Genomic DNA, 26,243 nt, shown 5'->3' on the forward strand with positions numbered 1-26,243 from the left:
TTAATTCACCAAATTATTAACATGTCATGGAATCCATAAACCCTGCATCTGAAGCAACTATAGACATGGTTAATGGCGACCATTTACCGGTAATCACCATTGTAGAGTTAAGGCCTAAAGTGCCTTGTGAGGGAGAAGCTCTTGATTCACTTCAAAGGATAGTCAATGCCGCCGCAAAATTTAAGGGTTACCAAGAGGCAAATATCTATAAAAAAGTAAAAGAGGGCTCAACCACTGAATATGCCATTATACTGCGGTTTGACCACTACATTAACTTACGCTTATGGAATAATTCTCTGGAGAGAAAGCAGCATATAGCCAACAGCAAGCACTTTTTTGCAGAGGTAAAACCCGAATTAGCTTTGACCGGCCTTGATTTTTGGTTTGTCGGAAAGCATACTGCTGACGGACCTCCAGTTAAGTGGAAAATGATGCTGGTCACTGTCATCATCATCTTTGCCATGCTACAAATGGTCATGCCGTTCCTTGGCAAGATATTGGGATATTTAGAGTTGCCCGAATTCCTCAATACCCTACTGAGTATCATGGTCATGGTATCACTGATGACTTATTTGATAATGCCAGCAATAAATAAATTACTGTATAACTGGCTATTCAAAAATAAAAGATGATCATAACGAATTCTAATAAATAAACTAAATCAATTACTATCATGAATGAACAAAAGAACGAACAAAAACAGGGACGACATGAAGATTTTTATTTTACCAAGCATGGTTTTATAAAAGCCGACTGGCATGAGCACGCCCCATCTCCTGAGGGCTTTCAGCCGGCGTACCTGAGCAGTCCTGAATTTCAAAAGAACGGGTACCATTGTGAAGAGCTGAGAGATGGCTTTTATTGGGTTACTGCAGGCGGATATGACGCTGCCTTCATGGTTACCGATGCAGGAGTTATTGCAATAGACGCGCCTCCGATGTTGGGAGAAAACATGCTTGCAGCCATTGAATCAGTAACTGATAAGCCGATCGTAACTGTCATATACAGCCACTGGCATTCCGACCATATTGGCGCAGCTGCTATTTATCCTCCCGGAGTGGAGATCATCGCACACGAGATTACCCTTGAACTACTTGCCCGATTCCCTGACCCGCTCCGCCCGTTACCCACTGTTACCTTCAAAGATGAGTATTTGCTTGAACTGGGAGGTGAGCAACTGGAGCTGTCCTATAAAGGGGCTAACCATTGCCCCGGAAATATTTTTATTTACGCTCCCAAACAAAAGGCGCTGGTCAAGATCGATATCGTAAGCCCGGGATCATGCACATTCTTCCACTGTGATGCCTCAGAAAACATCAGCGGGTGGATCGAAGCCCATGATCAGATCCTGGAATATGATTTTGACTTCCTTGTAGGTGGGCACATTTTCCGTTGGGGAACGCGGGAGGATGTGATTACTGCCAGAGAATATTTTCACGATATGCTTGGTTTCGCTGATGAAGCACTGATGCAAATGAGCACTCCGGACGGGGTGGGCGAGTTCTTCGCCATACCCCCGGCAGAACAATATTCGGCTGCCAATGAAAACTGGATCAACTCCATGGTGAACTATGTAACAGAAAAAATGTTAACTAAAATCACTTCAAATGGACAGCTGTGGGAAGAACGCCTTGCCGGTGTAACAACGAACACGAAATACCACGCTTACACGGTGGTGGAATCCACACGTACCGAGCGCAGCCATAAAGGCTACCAAAAGCGTGGAACCGGAGGTGAGGATTTCTTTATATGATCCAAGATTAGCAATGCAATAACCTCAATATCTGTAAGGTGTTGCGGTTAGTTAAAGTTATGTATGCTGGAATCAATCGTGAAATTAAAAGAATTGCAAACCCAAAAGCACCCCCGGGTTTCTTCGGAGAGGGTCGTATTGCCGTTCGTGTGTTTGATGGCTCGTCTCCTGAAGATACCTACCCCTTATCCTTGTGATGGACTTCCCGCTCAACGTGCCTGGAAATGGATCTAAAGGTAAAAACTCTATATAGTTAGAATTACTGACTCATAATATAGCAATACACATCAAACCAGTGTTTCATGGTATCTTAAAACAAAGGCAAAAGACACTTCGAAATAGAAATAGAAGGGCAGTATGCCACTGCCAATTATGGTGAATTTGGGAGCCAGATAGCTCTTGTACGCACCGAAACTGACCCTGAATTGGAAGGGACGGCAAGTGCTGTAGTGGAAAAGATCTTACATTATCACGAGATCATAATCTGAGATTGTTGCCTTTCAGTCCCTTTGTATTCGCTTGTATCAAAAGGTTTCCAGAATGGAAACGTATTGTAAGTAAAAAATTTAAAGAGTATGACAAGCTGTATTAACTATGCAAACTCAAATGAAAACATACGATAATTTAATAGAAGCATTGACCGACTTGAAAAAAGAAGGGTATGTGGAAGACTTTAATTTAAAACAAAACTGTATTGAATGTAGAAACGGGATGTACAGAATATTTCATAATGAATTTAATATCGATAACTACATTAGGTTTGAAGATGACGACTCCAGTCCGGAGAATTCAGCAATATTATATGTGATTACTTCGGATAAGTATAGCCTAAAGGGTACTTTGATTAATTCGTTTAGTATTTATTCCAATGAGGTCACAGATGAAATGCTAAATAAACTGAAGTTTACACATTAAGTGGGAGGGTACATAATGGTTTCTGAAGAGTGAGAAATGACTAGGCCTAAAGAGGCACATTTAGTAAAAAGTATATGCCCTGGGAAGTAACATATAATAAATTAAAGCATTAGGAGAACATGAAAAAAATCGGAATAAATGGCTTTGGTCGAATAGGCAGAGCATCCCTTAAACTTATATCGGACACTCCGGATTTGGACGTTGTGGGTATAAATGATCTCATGACTATTGAAAACGCAGCCTACCTTTTAAAATATGACAGTATTTATGGTAGGTTTGACAAAGAGATATCTGTTCAAGATGACCACATAGTTTTGAATGGCAAGCCTATCAGATATACAATGATAAAAGATCCGGCAGCGTTGAAATGGAGCGAATTGGATGTCGATGTTGTTATAGAGAGTACTGGTTTTTTTACAAACAAACAGGATGCTGAGAAACACATTTCAGCAGGGGCAAAATTTGTGGTTATTTCAGGGCCTACCAAAGATACACCTACCGTAATTCATGGTGTTAACACCGAAGAGGGAAAAGCACAGGTGTTCTCGTGTGCCAGCTGTACAACAAATAGCATAGGTCCAATTATTGAAATTATAGGACGCAGGATAGGCATTAAAAAAGCCATACTAAACACAACTCATGCCTATACAGCATCACAGGCATTAGTAGATGCTCCATCAAAAAAAGAACCTAGAATGGGACGTGGTGCTGCTATCAATTCTGCACCGGCAGCTACGGGAGCCGCAATAGCGGTAACAAAAGCGCTTCCACAATACGAAGGTAAATTTGACGGGATAGCTGTGCGGGTACCAGTGCCCATAGGATCTATATCAGATATTACATTTATCACTGAGCGTCCGACCTCTGCTGAAGAAATAAATTCAGTTTTGACAGACGAAGCAAAAACATCACGTTACGAAAAAGTGGTAAGCGTCAGCAATGAACCTTTGGTTTCTTCAGATATGATAAAGAATCCATTTGCAGCCACTGTTGATCTTGAAATGACACGTGTAGTAGATGGAGATCTTGTTAAAATTATGGCCTGGTATGATAATGAATGGGGCTTTACCAGTCAAATGATTAGACAAATCCAGGAATTATAAAAAATGTTCATAATCCCTAAACTCAATTTAGTCTTAAAGAAAAATGTTGTATAAATTCACCTAAATATTTCATAATACAATTTGAGTTAGTAAGATCGGAGGGGATTATTTATTGGTTGATAGTCACTAGAAAGAATATTGACTGGTTTAATAGGTGTAAAAATAAATTATTATAAAACAATAATGGGAAATAAATCCATCGAAAATATAGAAGTTGGAACTAATGTTAAATTCAAGTTTTTGCTTTTATTATTCATAGTAATTCATTATAGCTCATTCTCTCAATCCACTAGGGATTTATATCCTATAGAAATAAAGAGGGGCGTCTTTAGTACTAAATATTTCTATAATGGTCAAAGTTTTGAAAGTCCATATGGGTTGCAAATTCCTATAATGCAGATGAATGATTCAGAGGTTGTAAGGGATTACAATAAGTTTAAAAATTCAATGAAAACGGCTAAAATAATTAGTATAATTTCCGCAGGTATTTCATTGTATCCTTTATTTAAGCCGGATAGACGGAATAGTGATTCCTATTGGGCTGTATTGGGTACTGCGGGTTTAGTTTCGGCCTTCTTTAACATTCGATCAAATATACTCTTAGATAGATCTTTGAAGCGGTATAATAAAATAGTTTCAGGGACTGAATTGGGTTTTCAATACAATAAAACTTATTATGGAAATAGTATTGTGGGTATTGGGATATCACATAGGTTTTAGGTGAATTAAGAAGAAATAGATGACTCAATTATAAAAGGAGGCAATTATGAATATACTTATAATAGCATTAATGGTCTTATTATCCAGCCAACCGCTTATAGCTCAGGATATAGCAGGTAAATGGAGCGGGAAGCTTACTATTCATGGAACTCGCTTGACTGTTTCTTTCAACGTTTCTAAAGACGAAAATGGCTATGAAACTACAATGGACAGCCCTGATCAAGGAGTGAAAGATATACCGGCTACAACAACATTTAAGGACTCGCTTGTTGTTTTTGAGGTCCCAATGGCAGGTATTTCATATAAAGGTATTCATAAGGATAGTTTAATTATTGGAACATTTAAACAAAACAATCAGGACTTCCCGCTCAATCTTTCAAAACAGTTAACTGAAGAAAAAGTCACTCCACGACCTCAGGAGCCTGAAAAACCTTACCCATACATATCAGAAAGTGTCACCTTTGAAAATCGCCAAGAGAAAATCACCCTTGCGGGAACCCTTACACTTCCTCACGATAAAGGCAATTTTCCTGCGGTTGTTTTGATTTCAGGAAGTGGCCCACAAAATAGGGATGAGGAACTGATGGGGCACAGACCTTTCTTGGTATTATCAGATTATTTGACTAGGAATGGAATCGCTGTCTTACGGTTTGACGATAGGGGTTTTGGGGAATCTACGGGAGATTTCAGCTCCGCTACCACTGCTGATTTCTCCACTGATGTAGCAAGTGCAATTGCCTATTTAAAGACCAGAAAAGAAATCGATACAACTAATATAGGACTAATTGGTCATAGTGAAGGAGGTTTGATAGCTCCAATGGTCGCAGCTGAATCAGCTGATGTTGGGTTTGTAGTTTTAATGGCTGGTTCAGGGATTAGGGGGGATAAATTGTTATTGCTTCAGGAAGAACTAATCGAACAGGTTATGGGTACCTCTGAAGCTAAAATTGAAAATTTACTACAAACAAATTCCAAGATTTTTGATATTATCTTGAGCGCTGAGGATGATTTAAGCTTAAATTCTAAGCTTAAGATTGCACTAGAAGAATCCCTTGAGGGTGATTATGCAAACTCTATTCCTGAAGGAATGACTAAAGAGGAATTTGCAACCGCACAGATAGATCTATTTACTTCTCCGTGGGTAAAGTACTTCCTGAGATATGATCCATCCAAGACCCTTGAAAAGGTAAAATGTCCGGTATTGGCAATAAATGGCGAAAAAGACCTTCAGGTTCCTCCAAAGGAAAATCTATCTGCGATTAAACAGGCTTTGGAGAAAGGAGACAATGATAGGGTTACTATTAAAGAGTATAAGGATTTGAATCATCTCTTTCAAGAATCTGACACAGGATCACCAATGGAATACTCAGTTATTGAACAGACAATAGCTCCTGTAGTACTCAGAGAGGTAGCAGATTGGATTATGGAACAAATAAAATAGTAGCTAAGACGTAGGTTGATATTAAAGTCCAAACGGGCCTAATTAAAATGACAGAACAAATGTTGGATTATGTACATAAATATGTCTTTTAAAAGACAAATTATAATCATAAGAAATCGAACATGTCATGACACACAGAGGGATGATATTCATCGCGAGAGATTCTATGAGACCATTATAAATCAAATTATAAACACATGAAAGCAGCAATATTAAATGAATTCGGATCTTTTGATAATTTTAAGATCACTGAAGTACCAACGCCAAAACCAAAATTTCAGGAAGTTTTGGTCAAGGTTCTTGCTTCTTCCGTCAACCCTTTGGATTACCAAGTCCGTCGTGGGGATTATAAAAACGAATTGACTTTACCGGTAATCACGGGGCACGATATCTCGGGGGTAGTTGTGGGAATTGGACCGGGGGTTGAAAATTTTAAAGTGGGTGATGAAGTTTACTATTCACCTGAAATTTTTAATGGACAGGGAAGCTATGCGCAATATCACTGTGCCCACGAATCCATCATCGGTCTAAAACCTAAGAACATAAGCCACTTGGAAGCCGCGACGCTTCCATTAGCTGCTGGTACAGCCTGGGAAATGCTTGTTACAAGAGCACAACTTAAAATCAATCAGACCATACTGATTCACGGAGGTGCGGGCGGAGTAGGAATACCAACTATCCAAATTGCTAAAGCTATGGGGGCAACTGTATTTACGACGGCAAGAAAGGTCCACCACCCGTTTCTTCTTGAGATTGGGGCTGATTATGTCATTGATTATAAAAATGAGGACTATATTAAGTCTATTAATCAATTGACTAACAATAAGGGAGTAGATGTGATCATTGATACCATCGGGGGGGACACACTTTCTGATAGTGGGAAAATACTTAGCCAGTTGGGTCAGGTAGTTACTATAGTTGATATTGATAAGCCACAAAACCTGTTAGAAGCTTGGGGGAAAAACGCCACCTATCATTTTGTTTTTACAAGGCAGAATAGAAATAAGCTTAATGAATTAACGAAACTTGTAGAAAGTAAAAAGCTTAAACCTGTTTTAACCAAGGTTTTTTCGTTATCAGATATTGGAAAAGCTCATAGCCTTCTGGAGAATAAAACCGGTGATGATAATTTCTATGGCAAAATTGCGATAGAAATTGAACATTAAGTTATTTGTTTTCAAGGAATGGCAAGATGAAATGTCCATGAGAAAGGCTTCTTACAGAGAGGGATGATTATTTTCAGTGGGACTTGCCTGTCGCAGGGATTCTCTGAATCGATTTCAGAACAGGCCATATGACCTTTGAAAGACAGATTATAAACACATGAAATACCCATGTCGAGAAGTCGATACCCGGGAGGATGATTATCCTGGGTATTTTTCCGATGAAAATCGGGACAGGCTACCTGACCGCTGAAAAACAAATTATAAACAGATGAAAGCATCAGATTTATTTATCAAAGCACTGGAAAATGAGGGTGTTGAATATATATTCGGACTACCGGGAGAAGAGAACCTCGATTTCCTCGAATCCCTCAGGAAGTCGGAAAAGATAGAGTTGATCCTTACCCGACACGAACAGGGTGCGGGATTTATGGCTGCGACTTATGGCAGACTGACCGGCAAACCGGGAGTTTGCCTCTCTACCCTGGGGCCTGGTGCCACCAATCTGGTGACTTCCGCAGCTTATGCTCAATTAGGCGCTATGCCTCTTGTTATTGTTACCGGGCAGAAGCCGATCAAAAAGAGCAAGCAGGGTAAATTTCAGATCATCGATGTGGTCAAAATGATGCATCCGCTTACCAAATATACCAAACAGGTCACCCATAGTTCTCATATCCCTTCAATGGTCAGGGAGGCATTTCGGTTGGCCCAGGACGAAAGGCCTGGAGCGACGCATATAGAACTGCCGGAGGACATTGCCGCGGAGGAGGTAGAAAATCCGAGGATATTTGATGTGGTGGACTTTAAAATTCCCAATGCGGGGAAAGATGCGATTCAGCAGGCCGCAGACCTGGTCAAAGAGGCCAGCAGACCTCTCTTGCTCATCGGTGCCGGAGCCAATAGAAAAAGAGCCAGTATGGCATTGACAGCTTTTGTTGATTCTATAGGAATACCTTTTTTCAATACACAAATGGGAAAGGGGATCATAGATGAACGTCATCCCTTGTATCTGGGAACGGCGGCATTGTCCGATTACGATTTTTTGCATGAAGCAATCAAGCAATCGGATCTGATTATCAATGTGGGGCACGATACCATTGAAAAACCTCCTTTTTTCATGCATTTCAAGGACAAACGCAAGGTAATTCATCTCAATTTTTTTCCTGCCGAGATAGACGAGGTTTATTTTCCTCAATTAAATGTCATCGGAGATATAGCAAACAGCGTTTTGGGGTTGACCGAATCTTTAAAGCCCTATGCCCATAGCTGGAATACTGATTTCTTTATAGGTGTTAAAGACAATGTGTCGTCCCGTCTGGCAAAATACGGGGATGACAATCGTTTTCCTATTTTGCCCCAACGTGTGGTGAAGATTGTGAGAGATACACTTCCTGACGACGGTATCATAACGTTGGACAACGGGATGTACAAAATATGGTTTGCAAGAAATTATCCTGCCTATGTACAAAACAGCCTGCTACTTGATAACGCACTGGCGACTATGGGAGCAGGGCTGCCTTCTGCGATGATGGCAAAAAAAATCAATCCGGACAAAAAAGTAATATCCATAAACGGTGATGGAGGGTTTATGATGAACTCCCAGGAATTGGAAACCGCCATACGCCTGAAACTTGACCTGGTAGTCATTGTCCTGAACGATAATGGGTATGGTATGATACAATGGAAGCAGGAGGTCGATGGCTTTGTGAAATATGGCCTGGATTATGGAAATCCAGACTTTGTCAAGTATGCCGAAAGTTTCGGAGCAACTGGATATCGGCCGACTTCAGTAGAAGAGTTTCACCAGACCCTGGGAGATGCTTTGAACTCCAATGGGGTACAGCTTATTGATCTGGCAGTGGATTATTCATTGAACCACGAAATTTTAAATGTATTGATTAAGGAATATTCCAATGAACCTAAAAAAACAAAATCATGAGTAAAGCACAGACAATTAACCCGGCAAACGGGCAAACAGTAGCCGAATACGAAAGGATAGCTATTTCAAAAGCTATGGAAAAGGTAGCCATGGCTAAGGAAGCGTATAATTCATGGAAGGAAAAAAGCTTTGCGGAACGTTCGCAGCTAATGCATGCGCTTGCTGACCTGTTCGATGCCAGTAAAGAGGAATACGCCGAACTGGCCACTACAGAAATGGGCAAAACTATTGTACAGGCTAGGAAGGAAATTGAAAAATGTGCCTGGGTATGCCGCTTCTATGCGGATAATTCGGAAAGTTTACTTGGGAAGGAGATGGTAGGAACTGAAGCGACCAAGAGTTACGTCACATTTCAGCCAATGGGGGTTATTTTGGCTGTGATGCCTTGGAATTTTCCGTTTTACCAGGTGATCCGTTTTGCCGCACCTGCACTAATGGCCGGAAATACCGGGGTACTGAAACATGCATCCAATGTACAGGGAAGTGCATTTGCCTTGGAAGATGCTTTTATCAAAGCTGGATTTCCGAAAGGTATATTTACCAATCTGAATATAGAGGCAAATAATGTAAAAGATGTCATAGAAGATAAGAATATCGCAGCGGTAACGCTTACAGGAAGCGACCCCGCAGGACGATCGGTCGCAACTATTGCCGGGGCCAATTTGAAGAAAACTGTACTGGAACTTGGTGGGAGCGATGCTTATATCGTTTTGGATGATGCGGATCTGGAAAAAGCGACCGATCTGGCTACGTTGGGAAGATTGCAGAACAACGGACAAACCTGCATAGCGGCCAAGCGTTTTGTGGTGCTCGATGCCGTTTACGATAAGTTTCTGGAGCTCTTCACCCAAAAGATGCGCCGGGCAAAAATGGGTGATCCCATGGACGAATCTACCTATTATGGCCCTATGGCGAGGTTGGATTTGCGCGATGAAATACATGGACAAGTTGTGAAAACCATTGCGCAAGGTGGCCGACTTATACTTGGAGGGACAATCCCGGAAGGAAAGGGGGCTTACTATCCGGCCACCATCCTGGTCGATGTACAGCCTGGCATGGAAGCTTTTGACAATGAACTATTTGGCCCTGTAGCCTCTGTGATCCGGGCAACCGATGAAAATGAAGCCATTGCACTGGCCAATAACTCTCAATTTGGTTTGGGATCTGGAGTGATCACTTCAAATAGAGAGCGTGGAGAAAAAGTGGCGTTGCAACTTGAAGCCGGTAGCAGCTTTGTGAATAGGCTGGTAGCTTCAGACCCAAGATTGCCCTTCGGTGGTATTAAGAATAGCGGGTATGGAAGGGAGCTTTCTGGCTATGGAATCCGCGAATTTGTCAACATCAAATCTATTTGGGTGGATTGACTAATCTTATTGGAAAGTCTCCCGCTCCTTGATTGAATCAATAGTGAACCTAGTATAAGGAAACAACAAAGCATAATAATGAAAAACAGAAAAATCTTGAAATCTCTTTTTATTGTATCAATTAGCATTCTCGGTTTTATAGCCATATTAGTATATTATCCAGTTTATTCCAATGCTCAGCATGTCGGTATATCTGAAGAAACAGCAGCTGTCTTGAGGGATAAATTCGAGGGGCCTCATCATTTGATTCAGACCACGGATGATGAAACTTTGTTTTTGCGAAGATGGAATCCAGACAAATTGCTTTCAGGCAAAAGTGAGATTGCAGTACTTATTCTTCATGGGATTACAGCACATAGCGGGGCCTATGATATGGCAGGAAAACCATTCTCTGAAAGTGGTTATACGACTTTTGGGTTGGACTACAGAGGACATGGCTTGTCAGGCGGCAATCGGGGGGATTCTCCAAGTGTGGACCGATGGATTGCTGATATGGCTGAAACGGTGGGCTATATCAAGGATTTGGGGTTTTCTGAAGTGGTGGTTCTTGGTCATAGTTTAGGAGTGGCCGCGGCGTTTTCTGTTGCAAATGCTGTACCGGATGAACTCTCAGGCATAGTTTTGCTTTCGGGGGCTTACGAGGGTAGGGAAGGTTTATCCGATCCTCCTTCCTTTTTTGAAAAAGCCAGGTTTTTGGCAAATGCGATATTCCGGCCCTCCCATCAATCTGTAAAATATTACAGGGAAGGAATGACAATTACTGAAGACAGCCTGTTTACCATGAGTTATACACCTAGATTTATGACGATGCTTGATGTCAAAACACTTCGACTTCCTGAGGGTATGGATATCCCTGTCTTGGTTGGTATTGGTGATGAGGACGAATTATTTACGGTGGAAAAAGTCAAAGAACTGTATGACCTGATACCCAGTGACAAAAAAGAGTTTTTGGTCATGGAAAACACCACACATTCAGTGATCCCACGTGAAAGCTGGATGGAGGTAGTTGGCTGGTTGGATCGTAACTACACAAGTCCTGATATAAATAATTGACTTGAATGCTCCAGTACACTACCTGTTATAATGTATTTAGAATCAGTAAATGTTAGTATTAATCCCCTTTTTCGGTTGATACATGAAGACTTCTGACTTATTGAGTTTAGCATGGATGTTTAGCATATGCTTACCAGGTCTATCTGTAAACGAGGTGATGGCTCAAAAGAATACATTGACTAAACAGGTTGGTTTTAAACATGATAACGACGTGTTTAGACTCAAGCATATCACGGATAAGTTTTATTCGTTTGGTTTAATAATTAATTATACGACTGCATTAAGGGATGATAATTTTCTAAAGAAAGCATCGGAGAACCTGGGTTTTAATGAGACAGACAAAGTTGTTTTTGATAATATGGTTTACCTCAAAGGATATACACCTGAATATGATACTGATCTATCCACAGGTACCTTTAGGCCTTTTGCCGGCGTATTGAATTGGGAACCTTCCCTGTATATCTCAAATGATAAAAGGTTATGGAGGTTTGGTACTGTCTTGGGAGTGAGAGGAAAAATATCCGGGGCAGAGTGGGTACAGGATAGTTTTCATGACCTGATCTCAGATCCGAAATTTGATGGATGGAGGTATCAGTTACCAAATAAATTTTTGTATGGCATTAACGGCTCCTTTATTAAACCATTGCCTTTTTTGAATTGGATGGATTTCTTTTCTGAATCGAATTTAGTTTTGGGAAATTACCAGACATTCCTGGAGGAGAATATAGGGCTACGCATAGGCAGATTTAACAGCCTCAATAATTCCGTTATGTATTTTGGCAACCTGGATCAGCTGAAAAGAAATAAAAATGAATATTTCCTGGTAGTTAAATTTTTCGGAAGGGCAATAGTTACTGATACCACATTAGCTCGTGATGGGAATAAACAGAATGTTCTAAATCCCCTTGATAAGAGAAATCTACAGGCAGGTTATTATGCCGCTTTTCACATTCAGGCAGGCAGGTTTGGAGCAAATGTTTCGCATACACGCAATTCAACCGAATCAAATGTAAGTGGAAAGCACAGTTATGGGTCATTGGGGGTAAATTATAGTTTCCATTAGTCTCTTTGTTTTTCAGAGAATTTAGGTGGTTGGATTACTGACTTGTTGGGTGAAAAGTTCATGCTGTCGTTCCAGTCAATAAGGCTTGAAAATGAATAGTTTATTGGTCACTGATCTTCTATACTACTGTACTACTGTTTAGCTATTCCAGCAAAGTATGAAGGCAGTAGCGGAAAATATTTTGACATTGATAAAAGTGCTTTTTCTGATGCTCACAATGTCGCATATGACAATGGTAAAATTTTAAAATTAATTTCTGAGACAAAAAAATAAACAGATAATGAGCACTCTTAACAAAATAGCAACCAAAGGTAAGTTGACATTAGGTCTTATATTTCCTCTTGAGGCATACAGTGGTTCAGTTGCGAAAATGGAAAACCAAGAAAAACTTGCCAAACGAGTAGAAGAACTAGGTTTTAAAGCACTTTGGTTTAGAGATGTTCCGTTCAATGACCCATCATTTGGTGATGCTGGGCAATTGTATGACCCTTGGATTTACATGACACATATTATGAACCATACAAATGAAATTGCTTTAGGTTCGGCAAGTATAATTTTACCGTTACGTCATCCGGTTCATACAGCAAAATCAATTAATAGCCTTCAAATCCTATCAAATGAAAGATTGATTTTAGGTGTAGCTTCTGGTGATCGACCTATTGAATATCCTGCATTCAATCAAAATTTAGAGGATAAGTCTGAGCTTTTTAGAGATAGCTTTTTTTATATCAAAGCATTGCAAGGTGATTTCCCAAACTATTCTTCAAAATATTATGGTAAAACTAATGGAGCCATAGATATTTTACCGAAGTATTACAAAAAAACACCAATGTTGATAACTGGACATTCTGGTCAATCCCTGGAATGGATTGCTGAACATTCAGATGGTTGGTTGTATTATCCAAGAGATTTCAAAACACTACCTATTGTAATGCAACGATGGAGAGAAGCAATAAAAGGGATTAATTCGGACTGGAAACCATTTATGCAATCGTTGTACATTGATTTAACGAAAGATCCTAAAGCTAGTCCGACTCCAATCCATTTGGGATTTAAATCGGGAACGGAATATTTGAATACGCATTTGAAATTGTTGGAATCGTATGTTGTAAATCACGTAATCTTGAATTTAAAGTATGGCTCAAGACCAGCGGAGGAAGTGATCGAAGAAATTGCAGAAAATATATCCCCAAATTTTTCTTGACCTTGCTGAAGTTATAGGAGTAAACAGCTTTGGCGACTGATTCCGATGAAGCCTCTTTCCTCGATTTTGTTACACCAATACCTCTTCCAGGTATAACCCTTGATTGGTACAATCGAAGAATCTGAACCTGATGATGTACGCGCACTCTACGAAACCAATTTTTTTGGACCATTGGCGGTAATTAGGAGGCATAGCCACTGTTGAGAAAACAGGGCTACGGAAACATTTTGGGAACATCGGGTAACCTTGGGCATATAAGATCTCATTCAATCCCAGGTTAAGTCCTCGGGTAAAATATGGTCAGGACTGTTATGATTTCAATGAAAGAGGGATGCTCTTTGCCTCACCAAATCAGATTATTGGGAGCGATAAAAGGGAGGCATTGCTACTTTCTCAGGAGAAAAAAGATACCATTGTCTCTCTTTTCAAAATTTAGTAGATTTGAAAGTGGGGTGGCAGAATTCGAAACTATTTTTTCGTTTGTAATATATTAATAATTAATCACTTACAACAAACTTAACATTGGTAGAGGAAAAGGAATGATGTTTTCAACACATATACTCGAATTGTATTGAATTCCCTATGCCTCATGGTAAGCGGCGGAACAAATAAAAATGAGAATTCTTTCAATATCACCGTCCCTAAAACCACACAAATCAAACTGTGTGAAACTTTGAATAATGCTGGATTCTCCATCTCCTATAATTTAAAGCAGCCAATTCTTTACTTAATAATCTCACCAAATCTCTATCAAAAGATCGATAAAATCCTCACTGAAAAGATTGAATAAGACAGCCATGGTAAATTTTAAATCCATTTCACCATGGGAAAGTCAAGACGATTTGCCAGATGTACATTTTTGGGAAATATCCTAAATCCATACTGATAATTTCCAGGTAAGAGTTTTCCAATTTTTCCTTTGAAGACCTTCCTTCCCCTATCGGAATCTCCCATAGCCAATTCAAATGTCTTAACTTCTTTCTGCTCTCCATCAACCGAATCTTTTTTCACGGCTATCAACTCAGCTCCGATTTCTTCAACTTTAAAATCACCCAATGTCAACTCCAGTTCTATTTCCAGCTCTTTATCCCGAAAATCAAGCTGGTCAGGCGTAATCGACAGCACATCCAAATCATTCCAGTTTTTCCTGACATGATGTTTCCATGCTGCCAAATCCTTAGCTAAAGCATAATTATCCGTTTTGATGTTTACCCCTCTTTGCTTCAAGGGATAATAGTACTTGTCCACATATTCCTTCAACATTCTGCCCATAAGGTATTGGGGGGTACTGGCCATGGAATTCTTCACCATCCTAATCCAATCCATCGGCAAATTCTCATCATTCCGTGAGAAAAACATAGGGATAATTTCGTTTTCAAGCGTCTTATAGATTTTATCTGAATCCAAATCGTTTTGATAATCCTGCCTCTCATATTCCTTTTCAGCTTCCAATGCCCAGCCTATCGTACCATTGTATGCCTCTGCCCACCAACCATCCCTAACACTAAAATTCAATGTCCCATTCAGAAGTGCTTTCATGCCACTTGTTCCAGATGCTTCTTGGTTTCTATCAGGAGTATTAAGCCATAAATCTGCACCCTGTACCAATAGCTTAGCTAAATTGATATCATAATCTTCTAAAAAAAAGACTTTATTTGCCAGATCTTTATGAAGGGATGTCTGCACTATTTTTTTTATATGGACAATACTTTCATTGTCCTGCGGGTGGGATTTACCTGCAAAAAGCAACAGTACAGGCTTTGTCTCATCACTAAGGAGTTTGGATAGCCGGTTGATATCAAGAAACAAAAGTTCCGGACGCTTATAGGTGACAAACCTTTTGGCAAAGGCAATTACCATAGCCTCTTCCTTTAAGTGCTCAATAGCTTGCCTGATTTTTCCTGGACTTTCATGCCGTGCGGACATCGTTTCCGCCAGTCTTTCCCGCACCGCATTCAACAACTCTCGTTTAAGAAGCAGGTTTGTATTCCAGATTTCGCTATCGGGTACCGCTTCTATTTTCTGCCAAAGAGAAGAATCCTGAAGGTAATTATCACCAAAATAATTGCGGTGTATCGATTTCCAACCTTCAGCCGCCCAGGTATCGTAATGGACTCCATTTGTAACATAACCAATAGGCAATTCCTCAGGTAAGTAACCTCTCCATACATTCTTGAACAGGTTACAACTTACCACCCTGTGAATCTTGCTTACCGCATTCACTTCCTGGCACAAGCGGAGAGCAAGATTGGTCATAGAAAACAGTTCTGGTTGTTTTTCATCGGACACACGGCCTAAATTCATGAACTTTTCCCAGGAGATATTAAACTGCTTGACTACATGTGAGAAATACAATCTCATCAGTTCTTCGGTATATTTATCAATTCCAGCCGGTACTGAGGTATGGGTTGTAAAAAGTGAGGTAGATCGAACCACTTCAATAGCCTCATTGAATGACAGATTTTCACCCAATACAAGATGCTGCATACGGGCTATCCCCACAAATGCTGTATGGCCTTCATTGCAATGATAGACTTCTGGTTGCAGACCGAGCAGATTTAATGCTTGAACCCCTCCCATACCCAGAACTATTTCCTGCTTTAACCTATTCTCCAGATTTCCACCATACAACTGAGAGGTAATCATCTTATCTTCCCCAGTGTTTGAGTCAATAAAAGTATCCAATAAATATAGTGAGATCCTGCCCACCTCTACCTTCCAAAGTTGGGCAGATACAGTTCTGCCAGGAAACGGAAGTAAAATCAAAATAGGCTGATTAAGATCATCATGCACCAACTGGATAGGTAATTCGGCAAAATTCATAGTATCCTCTTCAACCAATTGGTCTCCGTGGACGGATAACCGTTGTTTAAAATATCCGAATTTATATAGCAGCCCAACTGCTACTATCGGAACTGAGCTGTCACTTGCTTCCTTCAAAAAGTCCCCGGCCAATATTCCAAGACCTCCTGAATATAGCTTCAACATATTGTGCAAACCATATTCCATACAGAAGTAGGCAACCGTGACCTGATGCGATACAGGCCTACCGAAATATTCTTCATTAAGCCTACCTACCGCCTCCAACTTATCCAAAAACACCTGATCGATACTGAATTTATTGAGCGTTTTATAACGCAATGTCTGAAGAAACTTGATGGGGTTTTGATGACTGTTTTTCCATAGGTCATAGTCCATAGAACTAAAAACGGCCTTTGCTGGATCATTCCACGAATACCATAGATTCCCAGCCAATTCTTTAAGTAATGACAATGATTCCGGCAAAACGGTTTCGATGGATATTTCTCTCCAATATGGAGCCGTTACAGGCTCAACAAGATAATCGACTGGAAAAGCTTGGGGCTTGTTTCGGTAGGATTCCTCCCTCTGACAACTTTTATCCAGTGCAATCCCAAAAGCATCTCCGTAAAATTTAATTTGATCCACCCAATCAAAATGTGTGCTGATCCTGTGGGCAGATAGACGGGCAGATTGAATTTCTCCGTCAGACTGATTCTTGAAAAATTCAATCGTTTCTGCCAACCTCTTAGCGGCCAAATGGCTGGTTGTTTCTTTTCTTTCCAACACCACAAGTCCATTTGTATCAGCGGTATCCAGCTCCTTAAAAGCATTTGCAAATCCTGAAATATCCGTAGTTATTGTGGGAATGTAGTATGCTAAACTCTCAAGGGGTGTATATCCCCAAGGCTCATAGAATGATGGGAAAACCGCCAGGTCAAATCCCGGCAACAGGTCATAATATTGCATATCAAAGATCCCATCATGCCCATCCAGATAAGTAGGGACAAAAATCACCTTAACCCCGCCATCGACCGTACTGTTTAAACCCACATCATTGATATAAGCCACTATTGGATCCTTTAGGGCTCCTTGAAGGTTATGGGTAAGTAATTCAGATGGCAGAGGAGACCCCAAACTTGGCTGCAACATCCGGTCAATCAGTTCTTTTCTAGGCCCGGTTTGGTTGCCCGGGACAAAAATTAAAGCAATCACTTTTCTCCCAGATGAAAGACGGCTTTGCAATTCCTTCAGCGCTTCGATAAAAACATCTATTCCCTTATTAATAAACTCATATCTGCCGCTTTTGATAACCAAAAAACTGTCATTGTCAAAAGGTTGATTGAACAACGCTTCAACTACATTTAGCAGTTTATTGCGGGCAGCTTCTTTTTTTCGCATCACTTCCGCAAAAGGGGGCACCTCTGATACATCAAAACCATTGGGAGTAATGACATCCGGATATCTACCTAGTATCATCTCACATTCTTTGGCCGTAATGAAACTCACGGTAGTAAAACAATCCGCATGCGCGGCAGCGATTTTTTCCAGAGAATGTTTGGATGAGATATTGAACTCCCGGGCTTGTTGATCCGGATTGTAATTTTCGAGATTTTGATATAAAGCCAATCCCTTTCCGGCAATCGCCCTACCTGTTACTGTGGCATGCGTGGTGAATACCGTCGCTATCTGGGGTATATTTTCATTTAGATACAACAGTCCTGTCCCGGTCATCCATTCATGAAAATGTGACACCACATTATCAGTTGAATTGATGTGGTTCTTATAGAAACATTCTATTACCTTCCCGGCAGCTATACCAAACAAAGCGGGCTCAATATAATCCCAATGACCATGAAGTGAATCAAGTTTATATTTTATCCATAGGTGCTTGAAAATTTCGTTTTTTTCAAAAAACAAGGGGGTAAAATCCACCAATACAGCTATAGGATTACCTTTGATTTTCCACCTTCCTATTTTTGTTTTAAGCCCTTCTTGCTCCATCTGATGTCTCCACAGCTTGAAAAGTAGCTTATCCTCCGCAAATTCAGGATGCATACGCGTCCCTTTCCATATATCAGGGCCAATCAATATGTATTTTTCTTGTAGTCTTCGTTCTAAAATCGCAGCCTTGGTAGATAAAACCGTATGTATGCCCCCCACTTTGTTACAGACCTCCCAGCTGATCTCAAATAAAAAATCAGGTTGCTTTACCACCGTGTTTTCCATAATAATCTTTAGAATAAATTGAGAATTGGCAACGTAAACCAATTGTTATAAAGGATTATCCTATTTCAACTAATAATTGAACCCTTACCCAAAGTTACTTTCCAAAGCATTTCAAAAATATGATTACAGTCTGTCGCCCGGATGATTCCTATCACAGAAACATTTCGAAGAAAAGATCCCCATCAATCCTACGCCCCGATCAAATGCGCATATTTAATAAAGAGGGAATAATACCGGTCAAATGATTTGTATAATCGGCATTTAGCCTGTTCATCTGTGGTTTGGGACAATTTCACCGCCATGATTTTGGAACGGACATTGGCTCTAAGGCATTTAAAGTAATTGTACACCTTAGCACTGTCCCGAAGGCTAATAGTATCAAAGGATTTCTCATAAGTCGCTTCTAAAAGCATGGACAAATCACCTCTCCCCCAACTTTCCAAGTCCATGGTGAGAAAGGCAAAATCATACAACACATCGATTTGCCTATACTCATCATTAAATTCCAGACAGTCAAAAATCACCGGAGGATTCCCGAGAAACACATTTTCGCAATGCAGATCTCCATGGAGGTCCCTTTTTAGTCCATAATCTATTCTTCTCTGAAAAACATGCTGGTTTCTTTCGAGAAAAACATTACTCTTATTTATCGCAAAACTGATTTCACTGCTGATGTCATCCTTTTTATATACCCCATCCAACAGATCGGGTACTGAAGCGATATCATTAAAGAGTTTTTTTGCCTTGAGCAGGTCAAATTTCTTATTTATTCTTGACGCAAGTAGGTGAAACCGTGCTATAATGTGCGCTAAATCCACAATGGAATTCTCACCGATTTCTCCTGATTCAATCTTCCTATCCATCCTTTTTTCATCATCCATTTTTCTCATGACCACAGCGTAATCAAGCGGCTTATTGCCTTTTCCGCCTATGATCCAATCCCCATCCTTCAAAAAGATTGGTTCTATCCCCAGATAGATATCCGAATACCGGCTGTTTAACTGTATTTCCTTTTCACAATAAATTTTTCGAAGTGCTATTGTAGAAAAATCCACAAATGAAAATTTTACCGGCTTTTTGACTTTAAAAGCATATAAATCAGAAAACACAATCCAAGAAATATGGGTTTCAACTAGTTGGCCATTTAGCAATTGCCCATGATAGCTTCCTTTATTACGAAAATCCAAGACCTGTTCACCTGTCATTTCCTATCGTCAAATAATTGACAGTTTGGTTCAACATAGAATCAACATTGGAATCCGTGGAATAAAGGTGGAGAAATGGGTGCAAAACCGGATCAAAATCCTCCTTTAGTCGGAGATAGGTATTATAGTCAGCCTCACTTAATTTTCTTTGCTTTTTCAACCTTTCCCTTACAGTTTCCTCATCGGCCTCTATCAGTAAAGTAATAACCGGAACATTTATTTTATCCGCCATTGCATAAAACAATCTCCTATAAAAATCGAGATGGAAAGTCGCATCAACAACAACTGATTTATGATTTTCAAGTAGAGTCTTTGTCTGATCACACAACTCCTTATAAACAGAGTTCTTATCCGCTTCAGAATATTTGCCTTTAAGCCCCATGTGTACACGGATTTTATCACTTTGTAGGTGCGTAGCCCCAATTTCATTTGCCAGCCTGGCCGCAAAATAGCTTTTCCCAGAGCCAGGAAGCCCCATTACAATTACCAATAAACTGTTGGATCCCCATTTATTCTCCATATACCTCCTTTTTAGTTACTTAAAAATAAAGGTTATTGTCCTAACAACAACAGGACATAAATCATAAATCCATAGTGATACATATTATAGAAGGTCTTTAAAATCAGTCCTACCTTCATTGCTGTAGAAACACCCTGACACAATCTCTGCTGCAGGAAGTTCAGGAAGATCATCAAGCAGCAGAATGTCAGCGCACAGGTGCCATATCAACTTCATTAAAAACAGCATGTAATCTGTAAAATTAAATTATCAAAACATGGAAAAATTGGAGAATAAAGTCCTGCTAAAAGAGGAGATACTTAGAGAATGCGTGATAAAGCAACAATCCCTAATCAATGACTTCAACGCGAGGCTGGATGATATTAAGGACACTCAAAAACTGAATAGAGGGAACAATGATTATGGAGATTCAACAATTTCTGCATTTTCAGAACTTAACACACTTCGGGACGCTTTGGAATTTGCAAAAGAGGAAATGCGTGTTCTCACTTTTATTCGGCAAAATTTAAAAAGAATACATATTACCCCTGATTTGGGTGCTGTGGTAATAACAGATAAAGAAACCTTCTTTATATCAGTTAGTATTGAAGAATTTTTCGTCAACGGTACATGCTATTTTGGAATTTCAACCCATAGCCCTATATATAAGTCCATGCGGGGGAAAGTAGCTTTCGAAACATTTACGTATGGAGGATCAGACTACTTTATTAAGGAGATATTTTGATGTAACTCGATTAATTCAATCATTACTCATGGATCACAATACGTGATATTTGATAAATCGCATTGATTAAAATAGATTCTAACGCGATAGATGTGGTGATTATAAAAAACAAAATAATTCTGAATGGTACAGTTAAGTCCCTTGCAGAAAAAAAGAAGTCGAAAGGGCGGCCTGGTCATCTCTAGGGATTACTTCAGTAGAAAATAACTTAAAAATAGAACCAATCTACCAATCGGGAGTGTTTTTTTCATTTGCTTTAAACCCAGTGGCCAGTTGGTTGGAAAATAACCGGATACCCCGAGGTCTTTCCATAATCTTCAGCATTGCTTTAATTACAATTCTTGTCATTGGGGTAGTGTATCTTTTTAGTAAACAAATGGCAGGCTTATTAAAGGACTTCCCAGAAATTACTTCGGCATTAAATAGCAGGCTGGAACAGTATCAAGATTACCTGAATCGTGAGTTTGGGCTTGGAATTGAATATGCGCAGGCTCTGGAAAACGTGGGGAGTATGGTTAATCCGGAAAAATTCACGGGATTCGTGCTCACGACAGGTAAAACTTTGGCATTTATCGGAATTGTACCACTATATATTTTTCTTTTGATGTACTACAAAGATTTTTTCAACGAGTTTCTAACAAAATTGAACGAATCAAAAAACCAGAACTCCATATTGGAATGGTCTAAAGACTCTTCCCTATTGATTCAGGCTTATTTAACCGGAATTCTAAAGGTTACGGCAGTTGTTGCTGTTATGGCAGGGATATTTTTTTATGTAATAGGGGTAAAGTATTTCATATTGTTTGCATTGTTTGTGGCAGTAATGAACCTCATTCCCTATATCGGGGTTTTGTTCAGCTCAATTGTTTCAATTTTATATGTTTTTTTGACTACTGATTCTATTATGCTTCCATTTCTTACCATGCTTGTATTATGGGCGATTCAATTACTGGAAAACAACATCATTACCCCGGTGGTGGTAGGCGCTGAAGTGAAACTGAATGCTCTGGTGGTGTTGTTGGCGATTTTACTTGGAGGATGGATATGGGGCGTCTCAGGGATGGTTCTTTTTATCCCGATGCTGGGAATCCTTAAATTACAGCTGGAAAAATCAGAAAGACATAAAGCCTTAGCCTACCTGTTAGGAGATAAGATACCGGTAAGGGAGAAAAGGGAGAACCTATGGAAAATTGTTTTAAGAAAGATGAAAGGAAATGATCCCAAAGGCAACTAATGAAGATTATTATTTCCCGTTCGAGATTCCCAGTCCGAAAATAGACGGGCATGTGTCCTATAAAAACCAGGAACAGATGCAACACCGGTATATGGCGTTCACGGATTTGAGAAGATTTCGGGTCAGTTGATTATGATAGCTGAATAGAAGGATGAGATGTGTTTTATAGTCATAATTTTTATAGTCATTTTTTGTGTTGATGTGAAACAAGCCTACTATATTTCATTAAATTATGAATGCTGGTTCAGTCACCGGAGTTTTCGCTCTGGTGACTGCAGCAATCAAATCAGTTAAAAGAGGTAGAATTACTTTCTTTCAAGCTCAATTCCAACATCATACAGCTTTTGGTGAAGATCCTTCATCCAAGCCTCATCGAATTTCACGATCTTCCTGTCGTAGGTCATCAATCCGTTCGTCTCCACTTCCACATCAGTGGTTTGGGTATAGACAGCAGCTGAAAGCCCCGCCTTTATCAAAGTAACCATTGATGCCACCAGTTCGCCATACCGCTTGGACAGTGCGTCTTTATCCTCGAAGCTTTGATAACCCCAGTTGTCCTTTTCCTGCCAGGTATGGCCCTCTATCGGAAGACCTAGCCCACCGAATTCCCCCAACACGATGATATTGTCTCCACCATAGAGTGCCGGATCGGGCATCACTGCCGCAGGGTAGTTGTGAAGATCCAAAATATCCCCAGTGATACTAGCTCCTTGCATCTCGAAGTTGCCACCACTTGCGGAATTTACAAGTCTGCTCGGGTCATATGTCCGCGTCCATTCCGTGATTTCCCTTGTTTTAAACTGTCCCCAGGCCTCATTGAAGGGGACCCAAACCACTATAGAGGGGAAATTGTAATTGGCGTCCATGATCGCTTTCCATTCTTTTTTATATATGGCCTCCGATTCCGCGGTCCTTTCCCGGTCTGTTCCCTTACCAATGATGCCCGGACGCTGCTCCCACTGATTGCCATGGTCGCCGTTAGGCATGTCCTGCCATACAAGAAGACCAAGACGGTCGCAGTGATAGTACCAGCGTGCAGGTTCTACTTTTACGTGTTTTCTTATCATGTTGAATCCCATCTCCTTTGTCTTCATTATATCAAAGAGCAATGCCTCCTCATTCGGGGCAGTGTAAAGTCCGTCCGGCCACCAGCCTTGGTCTAGCGGGCCATATTGGAACAGATACTCACCGTTCAGCAGCATCCTTCGGATACCGTTTTCATCATATCCCATGCTGATTTCTCTAATGGCTGCGTAGCTCTCCACCACATCGATCACACGGTTTCCTGACAGTAGGCTGATTTCCAGATCATATAGAAAAGGCGAATTCGGCGACCATTGTTTAGGGTTCTGAATCATAAGCTCCACACCACTCCCAGGTTTTCCGGTTTGTTGAGCTACTAGCTCTCCGTTGGCGAACGCGGCCACTCTAATACCATCAGCTCTTTCGTCTTCCGAAACATCAATTTTTACTTTTATTGATCCTTTGGATAAGTCCGACGAGTTTTTGATTCTTGTTATATGTGATTCCGGTACAGATTCCAACCAAACCGTTTGCCAGATGCCCGTCACGGGCGTGTACCAGATTCCCTTTGGGACATTCACTTGCTTACCCCTTGGTTGTGGCCCATCATCGGAAGGATCCCAAACACGGACTTTGATTTCTTGCCTGTTTCCTTTGTTTAATGCACCACTTATATCAAAATAAAATGGGTCATAGCCCCCCTGATGGATGCCCACCGATTTGCCGTTTACAAACACTTCAGCTTCCCAGTCCACAGCCCCGAAGTGTAGTAGCACCTTGCCTTTCCTCTGTTTGCTTCCAAGATCAAAGGAACGGGAATACCATATTTCATTGTCCTTGCCTACCTTTTTGCCTACTCCCGAAAGAGAGGATTCTACAGGAAAGGGGACAGTGATCTTGCCTTGAAAGATCTCAGTAACCGAATTTCCCTTTGCGAGGATTGCATAGTCCCACTGCCCATTAAGATTTATCCAGTTGTCCCGTTTCATCTGTGGTCTCGGATATTCCTGATGAGGGCTCATTTTATCCACCTCAGCTGACCAAGGGCTAGCAATTACAGGCTTTTGGATCTCCTCCTGGGCACTGACATTAAAACAAAAAAACAGCAAAAAACACAGGTTAACATACTTATTAAAACAAACTTTCATTTTTTTAATTTTATAGTCGTGAATAATCTTCATTATCATGTGGAATGATTTTTATACAAAGTGATTCATTATTTTGTACAATAATTTTGAAAACAGTAATTGCTTTTCTCCGCAATAAGACATTACAAAAATCTCAATATCCTTAAATGAATTAGGATACAAATCCGTGACTGTGACTCTACATGTAAATAATCAGTATCCATCATTTTGCACCAAAGCAGGATTGGAATCTATTGCTCCAAGTGGTATTGGATACCTATTATGAAATGGCCTTGCGTTGGCGACCCCTCTGCTAATTGCCAAATCAATGAATTTCTCATGCCGGATGAGGTCTTCTCTTCGTAAACCTTCTGAGTAAAATTCCCATGCCCTTTCCTTTAATATATGAGCTCTTAATTCATCCTGGCCTGCAAAGTCTGACAATTGTAGATCCTCAAGTCCTGCACGTGTCCGGACCTGGTTGATTAAGTCCAAGGATATTTGATTCACCCCGTTCACTTCATTCAATGCCTCTGCCCTAGAGAGTATAATATCGGCTAATCTTATCTCCGGAACATCATTTCCATGATTCTCTCCTTGAGCATTGGGATCAGGCCAATATCTAAATGATCTTGTATTATCCGGCTGGTCTCTGAGGTTTATACTGTTTCCCGCATTGTTTAGGTATGCTGTCAAAATGGGTTCTTTCCTCAAATCCAATTCTTCAAAAGAATCGTAAAAACTGTCTCTCAACCTGTATTGGGTTTGAGGATTGTTCCAGTTGGATTGCATTTCCAAGCCCTTTTCTGGCCAACTACGGAATCCGATTGGAAATGCAGCGGGCATATAGTTGTTGGCAAACATCTGAGGAATTGCAGCATTGACCATGATCATTTCTCTATTACCGTCATTTTCTACTTTCAGCATGTCCTCAAACACTGGAAATAGCTCATAATAATTAAGATTCATCAATTCTAGAGCTGTGTCGGCACATTTTTGCCACTGTTTGGTATTTAAATAAAATTTGGTCAACGTGCCTAACGCCATTCCATTTGTGGCACGACCATACGCTTCCTCACTTCCCGGATCAGGAAGAATAGGGATCGTTTCCAACAATTCTTGCTCAATAAAAGTTAAAAACTCCTCCTCGGTTGCACGTGGCAAAACCAGCTCATCAGATGAACTTAAGCGCAAGGGTGTAGGGCCGAACCAGTTGTAAAGCCTGTAATAATTGAAGGCCCTTAAAAACCTAGCTTCTGATTTGAAAAGGTCAATCCGTTCCTGACTAATGGTCGCATTGTCAATATTCTCTAAAAGTACATTGGCATCTCTAATTGCCTGATAGGGTATGTTATAATACATATTGAAAAGGCTGACAGATGGATCCCAGCTAAATGTCAGAAAATTGATTGCTATTCCATTTTCAAACCCACCAGTTTGATACGCTATATCCGTAGGATATTCCCCCATATTTATTCGCTGCCTATCGGCATTTTGGGTGAAGCCATAGCTGGAACCCAGCAAAGCGACAATTCCGTCTTCAGTTGTAAGATTATCCGGTGTGATTTGGGAAAACACCTTTTCTTCTAAAGCGTCTATACAGCTGAATACAAGTGGAGAACACAGGGCCATTAATAATATATATACTAGTTTTTTCATCGCTT

General features: G+C 40.3%; 19 protein-coding genes. 14 read left to right on the plus strand and 5 right to left on the minus strand.

Annotated elements, in window-relative coordinates; genetic code table 11:
* The first annotated feature begins 26 nt into the window (after positions 1-26).
* The 12 genes from LZF95_RS06050 (at position 27) to LZF95_RS06105 (ending at position 13,718) form a co-directional block, all read left to right on the plus strand.
* Positions 27-632: a hypothetical protein gene (locus tag LZF95_RS06050; RefSeq protein WP_233754082.1), complete on the plus strand. Its 606-nt coding sequence runs from the start codon at positions 27-29 to the stop codon at positions 630-632.
* Between the two features lie 41 nt (positions 633-673).
* Positions 674-1,753: an MBL fold metallo-hydrolase gene (locus LZF95_RS06055; RefSeq protein ID WP_233754083.1), complete on the plus strand. Its 1,080-nt coding sequence runs from the start codon at positions 674-676 to the stop codon at positions 1,751-1,753.
* A 594-nt stretch (positions 1,754-2,347) separates the two neighbouring features.
* Positions 2,348-2,668, plus strand: a complete 321-nt coding sequence (locus tag LZF95_RS06060; protein ID WP_233754084.1) for a phosphoribosylpyrophosphate synthetase — start codon at positions 2,348-2,350, stop codon at positions 2,666-2,668.
* 119 nt (positions 2,669-2,787) lie between these two features.
* A complete protein-coding gene (locus tag LZF95_RS06065) occupies positions 2,788-3,771 on the plus strand; it encodes a type I glyceraldehyde-3-phosphate dehydrogenase (protein ID WP_233754085.1) in 984 nt (327 codons plus the stop codon).
* Positions 3,772-3,909: 138 nt separating this feature from the next.
* Positions 3,910-4,491, plus strand: a complete 582-nt coding sequence (locus LZF95_RS06070) for a hypothetical protein (protein ID WP_233754086.1) — start codon at positions 3,910-3,912, stop codon at positions 4,489-4,491.
* Between the two features lie 46 nt (positions 4,492-4,537).
* A complete protein-coding gene (locus LZF95_RS06075) occupies positions 4,538-5,932 on the plus strand; it encodes a S9 family peptidase (RefSeq protein WP_233754087.1) in 1,395 nt (464 codons plus the stop codon).
* A gap of 197 nt (positions 5,933-6,129) precedes the next feature.
* A complete protein-coding gene (locus LZF95_RS06080) occupies positions 6,130-7,098 on the plus strand; it encodes a zinc-binding dehydrogenase (RefSeq protein ID WP_233754088.1) in 969 nt (322 codons plus the stop codon).
* A 268-nt stretch (positions 7,099-7,366) separates the two neighbouring features.
* On the plus strand, positions 7,367-9,034 hold the full coding sequence (locus LZF95_RS06085) for an acetolactate synthase large subunit (RefSeq protein ID WP_233754089.1): 1,668 nt from the start codon (positions 7,367-7,369) through the stop codon (positions 9,032-9,034).
* Entirely contained in the window at positions 9,031-10,398 is a 1,368-nt protein-coding gene (locus LZF95_RS06090) for an NAD-dependent succinate-semialdehyde dehydrogenase (RefSeq protein ID WP_233754090.1), read from the plus strand. Before LZF95_RS06085 ends, LZF95_RS06090 begins: the two co-directional genes overlap by 4 nt.
* Positions 10,399-10,476: 78 nt before the next feature.
* Positions 10,477-11,451, plus strand: a complete 975-nt coding sequence (locus LZF95_RS06095) for an alpha/beta hydrolase (RefSeq protein ID WP_233754091.1) — start codon at positions 10,477-10,479, stop codon at positions 11,449-11,451.
* 82 nt (positions 11,452-11,533) lie between these two features.
* Positions 11,534-12,514 (plus strand): lipid A-modifier LpxR family protein, encoded by a 981-nt coding sequence (locus LZF95_RS06100; protein WP_233754092.1) that lies wholly within the window; start codon positions 11,534-11,536, stop codon positions 12,512-12,514.
* Between the two features lie 280 nt (positions 12,515-12,794).
* A complete protein-coding gene (locus LZF95_RS06105) occupies positions 12,795-13,718 on the plus strand; it encodes an LLM class oxidoreductase (RefSeq protein WP_233754093.1) in 924 nt (307 codons plus the stop codon).
* An 807-nt stretch (positions 13,719-14,525) separates the two neighbouring features.
* Here LZF95_RS06105 and glgP read toward each other — a convergent pair.
* From glgP to LZF95_RS06120, 3 genes are all read right to left on the minus strand, one after another.
* Positions 14,526-18,746, minus strand: coding sequence for an alpha-glucan family phosphorylase (gene glgP, locus LZF95_RS06110; RefSeq protein ID WP_233754094.1), 4,221 nt, complete (start codon positions 18,744-18,746; stop codon positions 14,526-14,528).
* 188 nt (positions 18,747-18,934) lie between these two features.
* Complete coding sequence (locus LZF95_RS06115) at positions 18,935-19,951, minus strand: hypothetical protein (RefSeq protein WP_233754095.1); 1,017 nt, start codon at positions 19,949-19,951, stop codon at positions 18,935-18,937.
* Entirely contained in the window at positions 19,941-20,471 is a 531-nt protein-coding gene (locus LZF95_RS06120) for an AAA family ATPase (protein WP_233754096.1), read from the minus strand. Before LZF95_RS06120 ends, LZF95_RS06115 begins: the two co-directional genes overlap by 11 nt.
* A 256-nt stretch (positions 20,472-20,727) precedes the next feature.
* Here LZF95_RS06120 and LZF95_RS06125 point away from each other — a divergent pair, with 256 nt between their 5' ends.
* Both LZF95_RS06125 and LZF95_RS06130 read left to right on the plus strand, forming a co-directional pair.
* Entirely contained in the window at positions 20,728-21,195 is a 468-nt protein-coding gene (locus LZF95_RS06125; RefSeq protein ID WP_233754097.1) for a hypothetical protein, read from the plus strand.
* Positions 21,196-21,433: 238 nt separating this feature from the next.
* Positions 21,434-22,429, plus strand: coding sequence for an AI-2E family transporter (locus tag LZF95_RS06130; protein WP_368670763.1), 996 nt, complete (start codon positions 21,434-21,436; stop codon positions 22,427-22,429).
* 305 nt (positions 22,430-22,734) lie between these two features.
* On the opposite strand, the gene LZF95_RS06135 is transcribed toward LZF95_RS06130, so the two are convergent.
* Together LZF95_RS06135 and LZF95_RS06140 are read right to left on the minus strand one after the other, a co-directional pair.
* Positions 22,735-24,600: a glycoside hydrolase family 2 protein gene (locus LZF95_RS06135; RefSeq protein ID WP_233754099.1), complete on the minus strand. Its 1,866-nt coding sequence runs from the start codon at positions 24,598-24,600 to the stop codon at positions 22,735-22,737.
* A gap of 192 nt (positions 24,601-24,792) precedes the next feature.
* Positions 24,793-26,238 carry a RagB/SusD family nutrient uptake outer membrane protein gene (locus LZF95_RS06140; protein ID WP_233754100.1) on the minus strand — a complete coding sequence of 482 codons (1,446 nt, stop codon included), beginning with the start codon at positions 26,236-26,238 and terminating at the stop codon, positions 24,793-24,795.
* Positions 26,239-26,243 lie beyond the last annotated feature (5 nt).

This window comes from Algoriphagus sp. AGSA1 (assembly GCF_021390545.1).
GTDB lineage: Bacteria > Bacteroidota > Bacteroidia > Cytophagales > Cyclobacteriaceae > Algoriphagus.

Excerpts from the sequence above, each read along its gene's own strand:
- LZF95_RS06055 (WP_233754083.1), top strand. The coding sequence starts at position 674 with ATGAATGAACAAAAGAACGAACAAAAACAGGGACGACATGAAGATTTT.
- LZF95_RS06080 (WP_233754088.1), top strand. The coding sequence starts at position 6,130 with ATGAAAGCAGCAATATTAAATGAATTCGGATCTTTTGATAATTTTAAG.
- glgP (WP_233754094.1), bottom strand. The coding sequence starts at position 18,746 with ATGGAAAACACGGTGGTAAAGCAACCTGATTTTTTATTTGAGATCAGC.
- LZF95_RS06090 (WP_233754090.1), top strand. The coding sequence starts at position 9,031 with ATGAGTAAAGCACAGACAATTAACCCGGCAAACGGGCAAACAGTAGCC.
- LZF95_RS06050 (WP_233754082.1), top strand. The coding sequence starts at position 27 with ATGGAATCCATAAACCCTGCATCTGAAGCAACTATAGACATGGTTAAT.
- LZF95_RS06120 (WP_233754096.1), bottom strand. The coding sequence starts at position 20,471 with ATGGAGAATAAATGGGGATCCAACAGTTTATTGGTAATTGTAATGGGG.
- LZF95_RS06140 (WP_233754100.1), bottom strand. The coding sequence starts at position 26,238 with ATGAAAAAACTAGTATATATATTATTAATGGCCCTGTGTTCTCCACTT.
- LZF95_RS06100 (WP_233754092.1), top strand. The coding sequence starts at position 11,534 with ATGAAGACTTCTGACTTATTGAGTTTAGCATGGATGTTTAGCATATGC.
- LZF95_RS06125 (WP_233754097.1), top strand. The coding sequence starts at position 20,728 with ATGGAAAAATTGGAGAATAAAGTCCTGCTAAAAGAGGAGATACTTAGA.
- LZF95_RS06075 (WP_233754087.1), top strand. The coding sequence starts at position 4,538 with ATGAATATACTTATAATAGCATTAATGGTCTTATTATCCAGCCAACCG.
- LZF95_RS06065 (WP_233754085.1), top strand. The coding sequence starts at position 2,788 with ATGAAAAAAATCGGAATAAATGGCTTTGGTCGAATAGGCAGAGCATCC.
- LZF95_RS06115 (WP_233754095.1), bottom strand. The coding sequence starts at position 19,951 with ATGACAGGTGAACAGGTCTTGGATTTTCGTAATAAAGGAAGCTATCAT.
- LZF95_RS06105 (WP_233754093.1), top strand. The coding sequence starts at position 12,795 with ATGAGCACTCTTAACAAAATAGCAACCAAAGGTAAGTTGACATTAGGT.
- LZF95_RS06060 (WP_233754084.1), top strand. The coding sequence starts at position 2,348 with ATGCAAACTCAAATGAAAACATACGATAATTTAATAGAAGCATTGACC.
- LZF95_RS06095 (WP_233754091.1), top strand. The coding sequence starts at position 10,477 with ATGAAAAACAGAAAAATCTTGAAATCTCTTTTTATTGTATCAATTAGC.
- LZF95_RS06135 (WP_233754099.1), bottom strand. The coding sequence starts at position 24,600 with ATGAAAGTTTGTTTTAATAAGTATGTTAACCTGTGTTTTTTGCTGTTT.
- LZF95_RS06085 (WP_233754089.1), top strand. The coding sequence starts at position 7,367 with ATGAAAGCATCAGATTTATTTATCAAAGCACTGGAAAATGAGGGTGTT.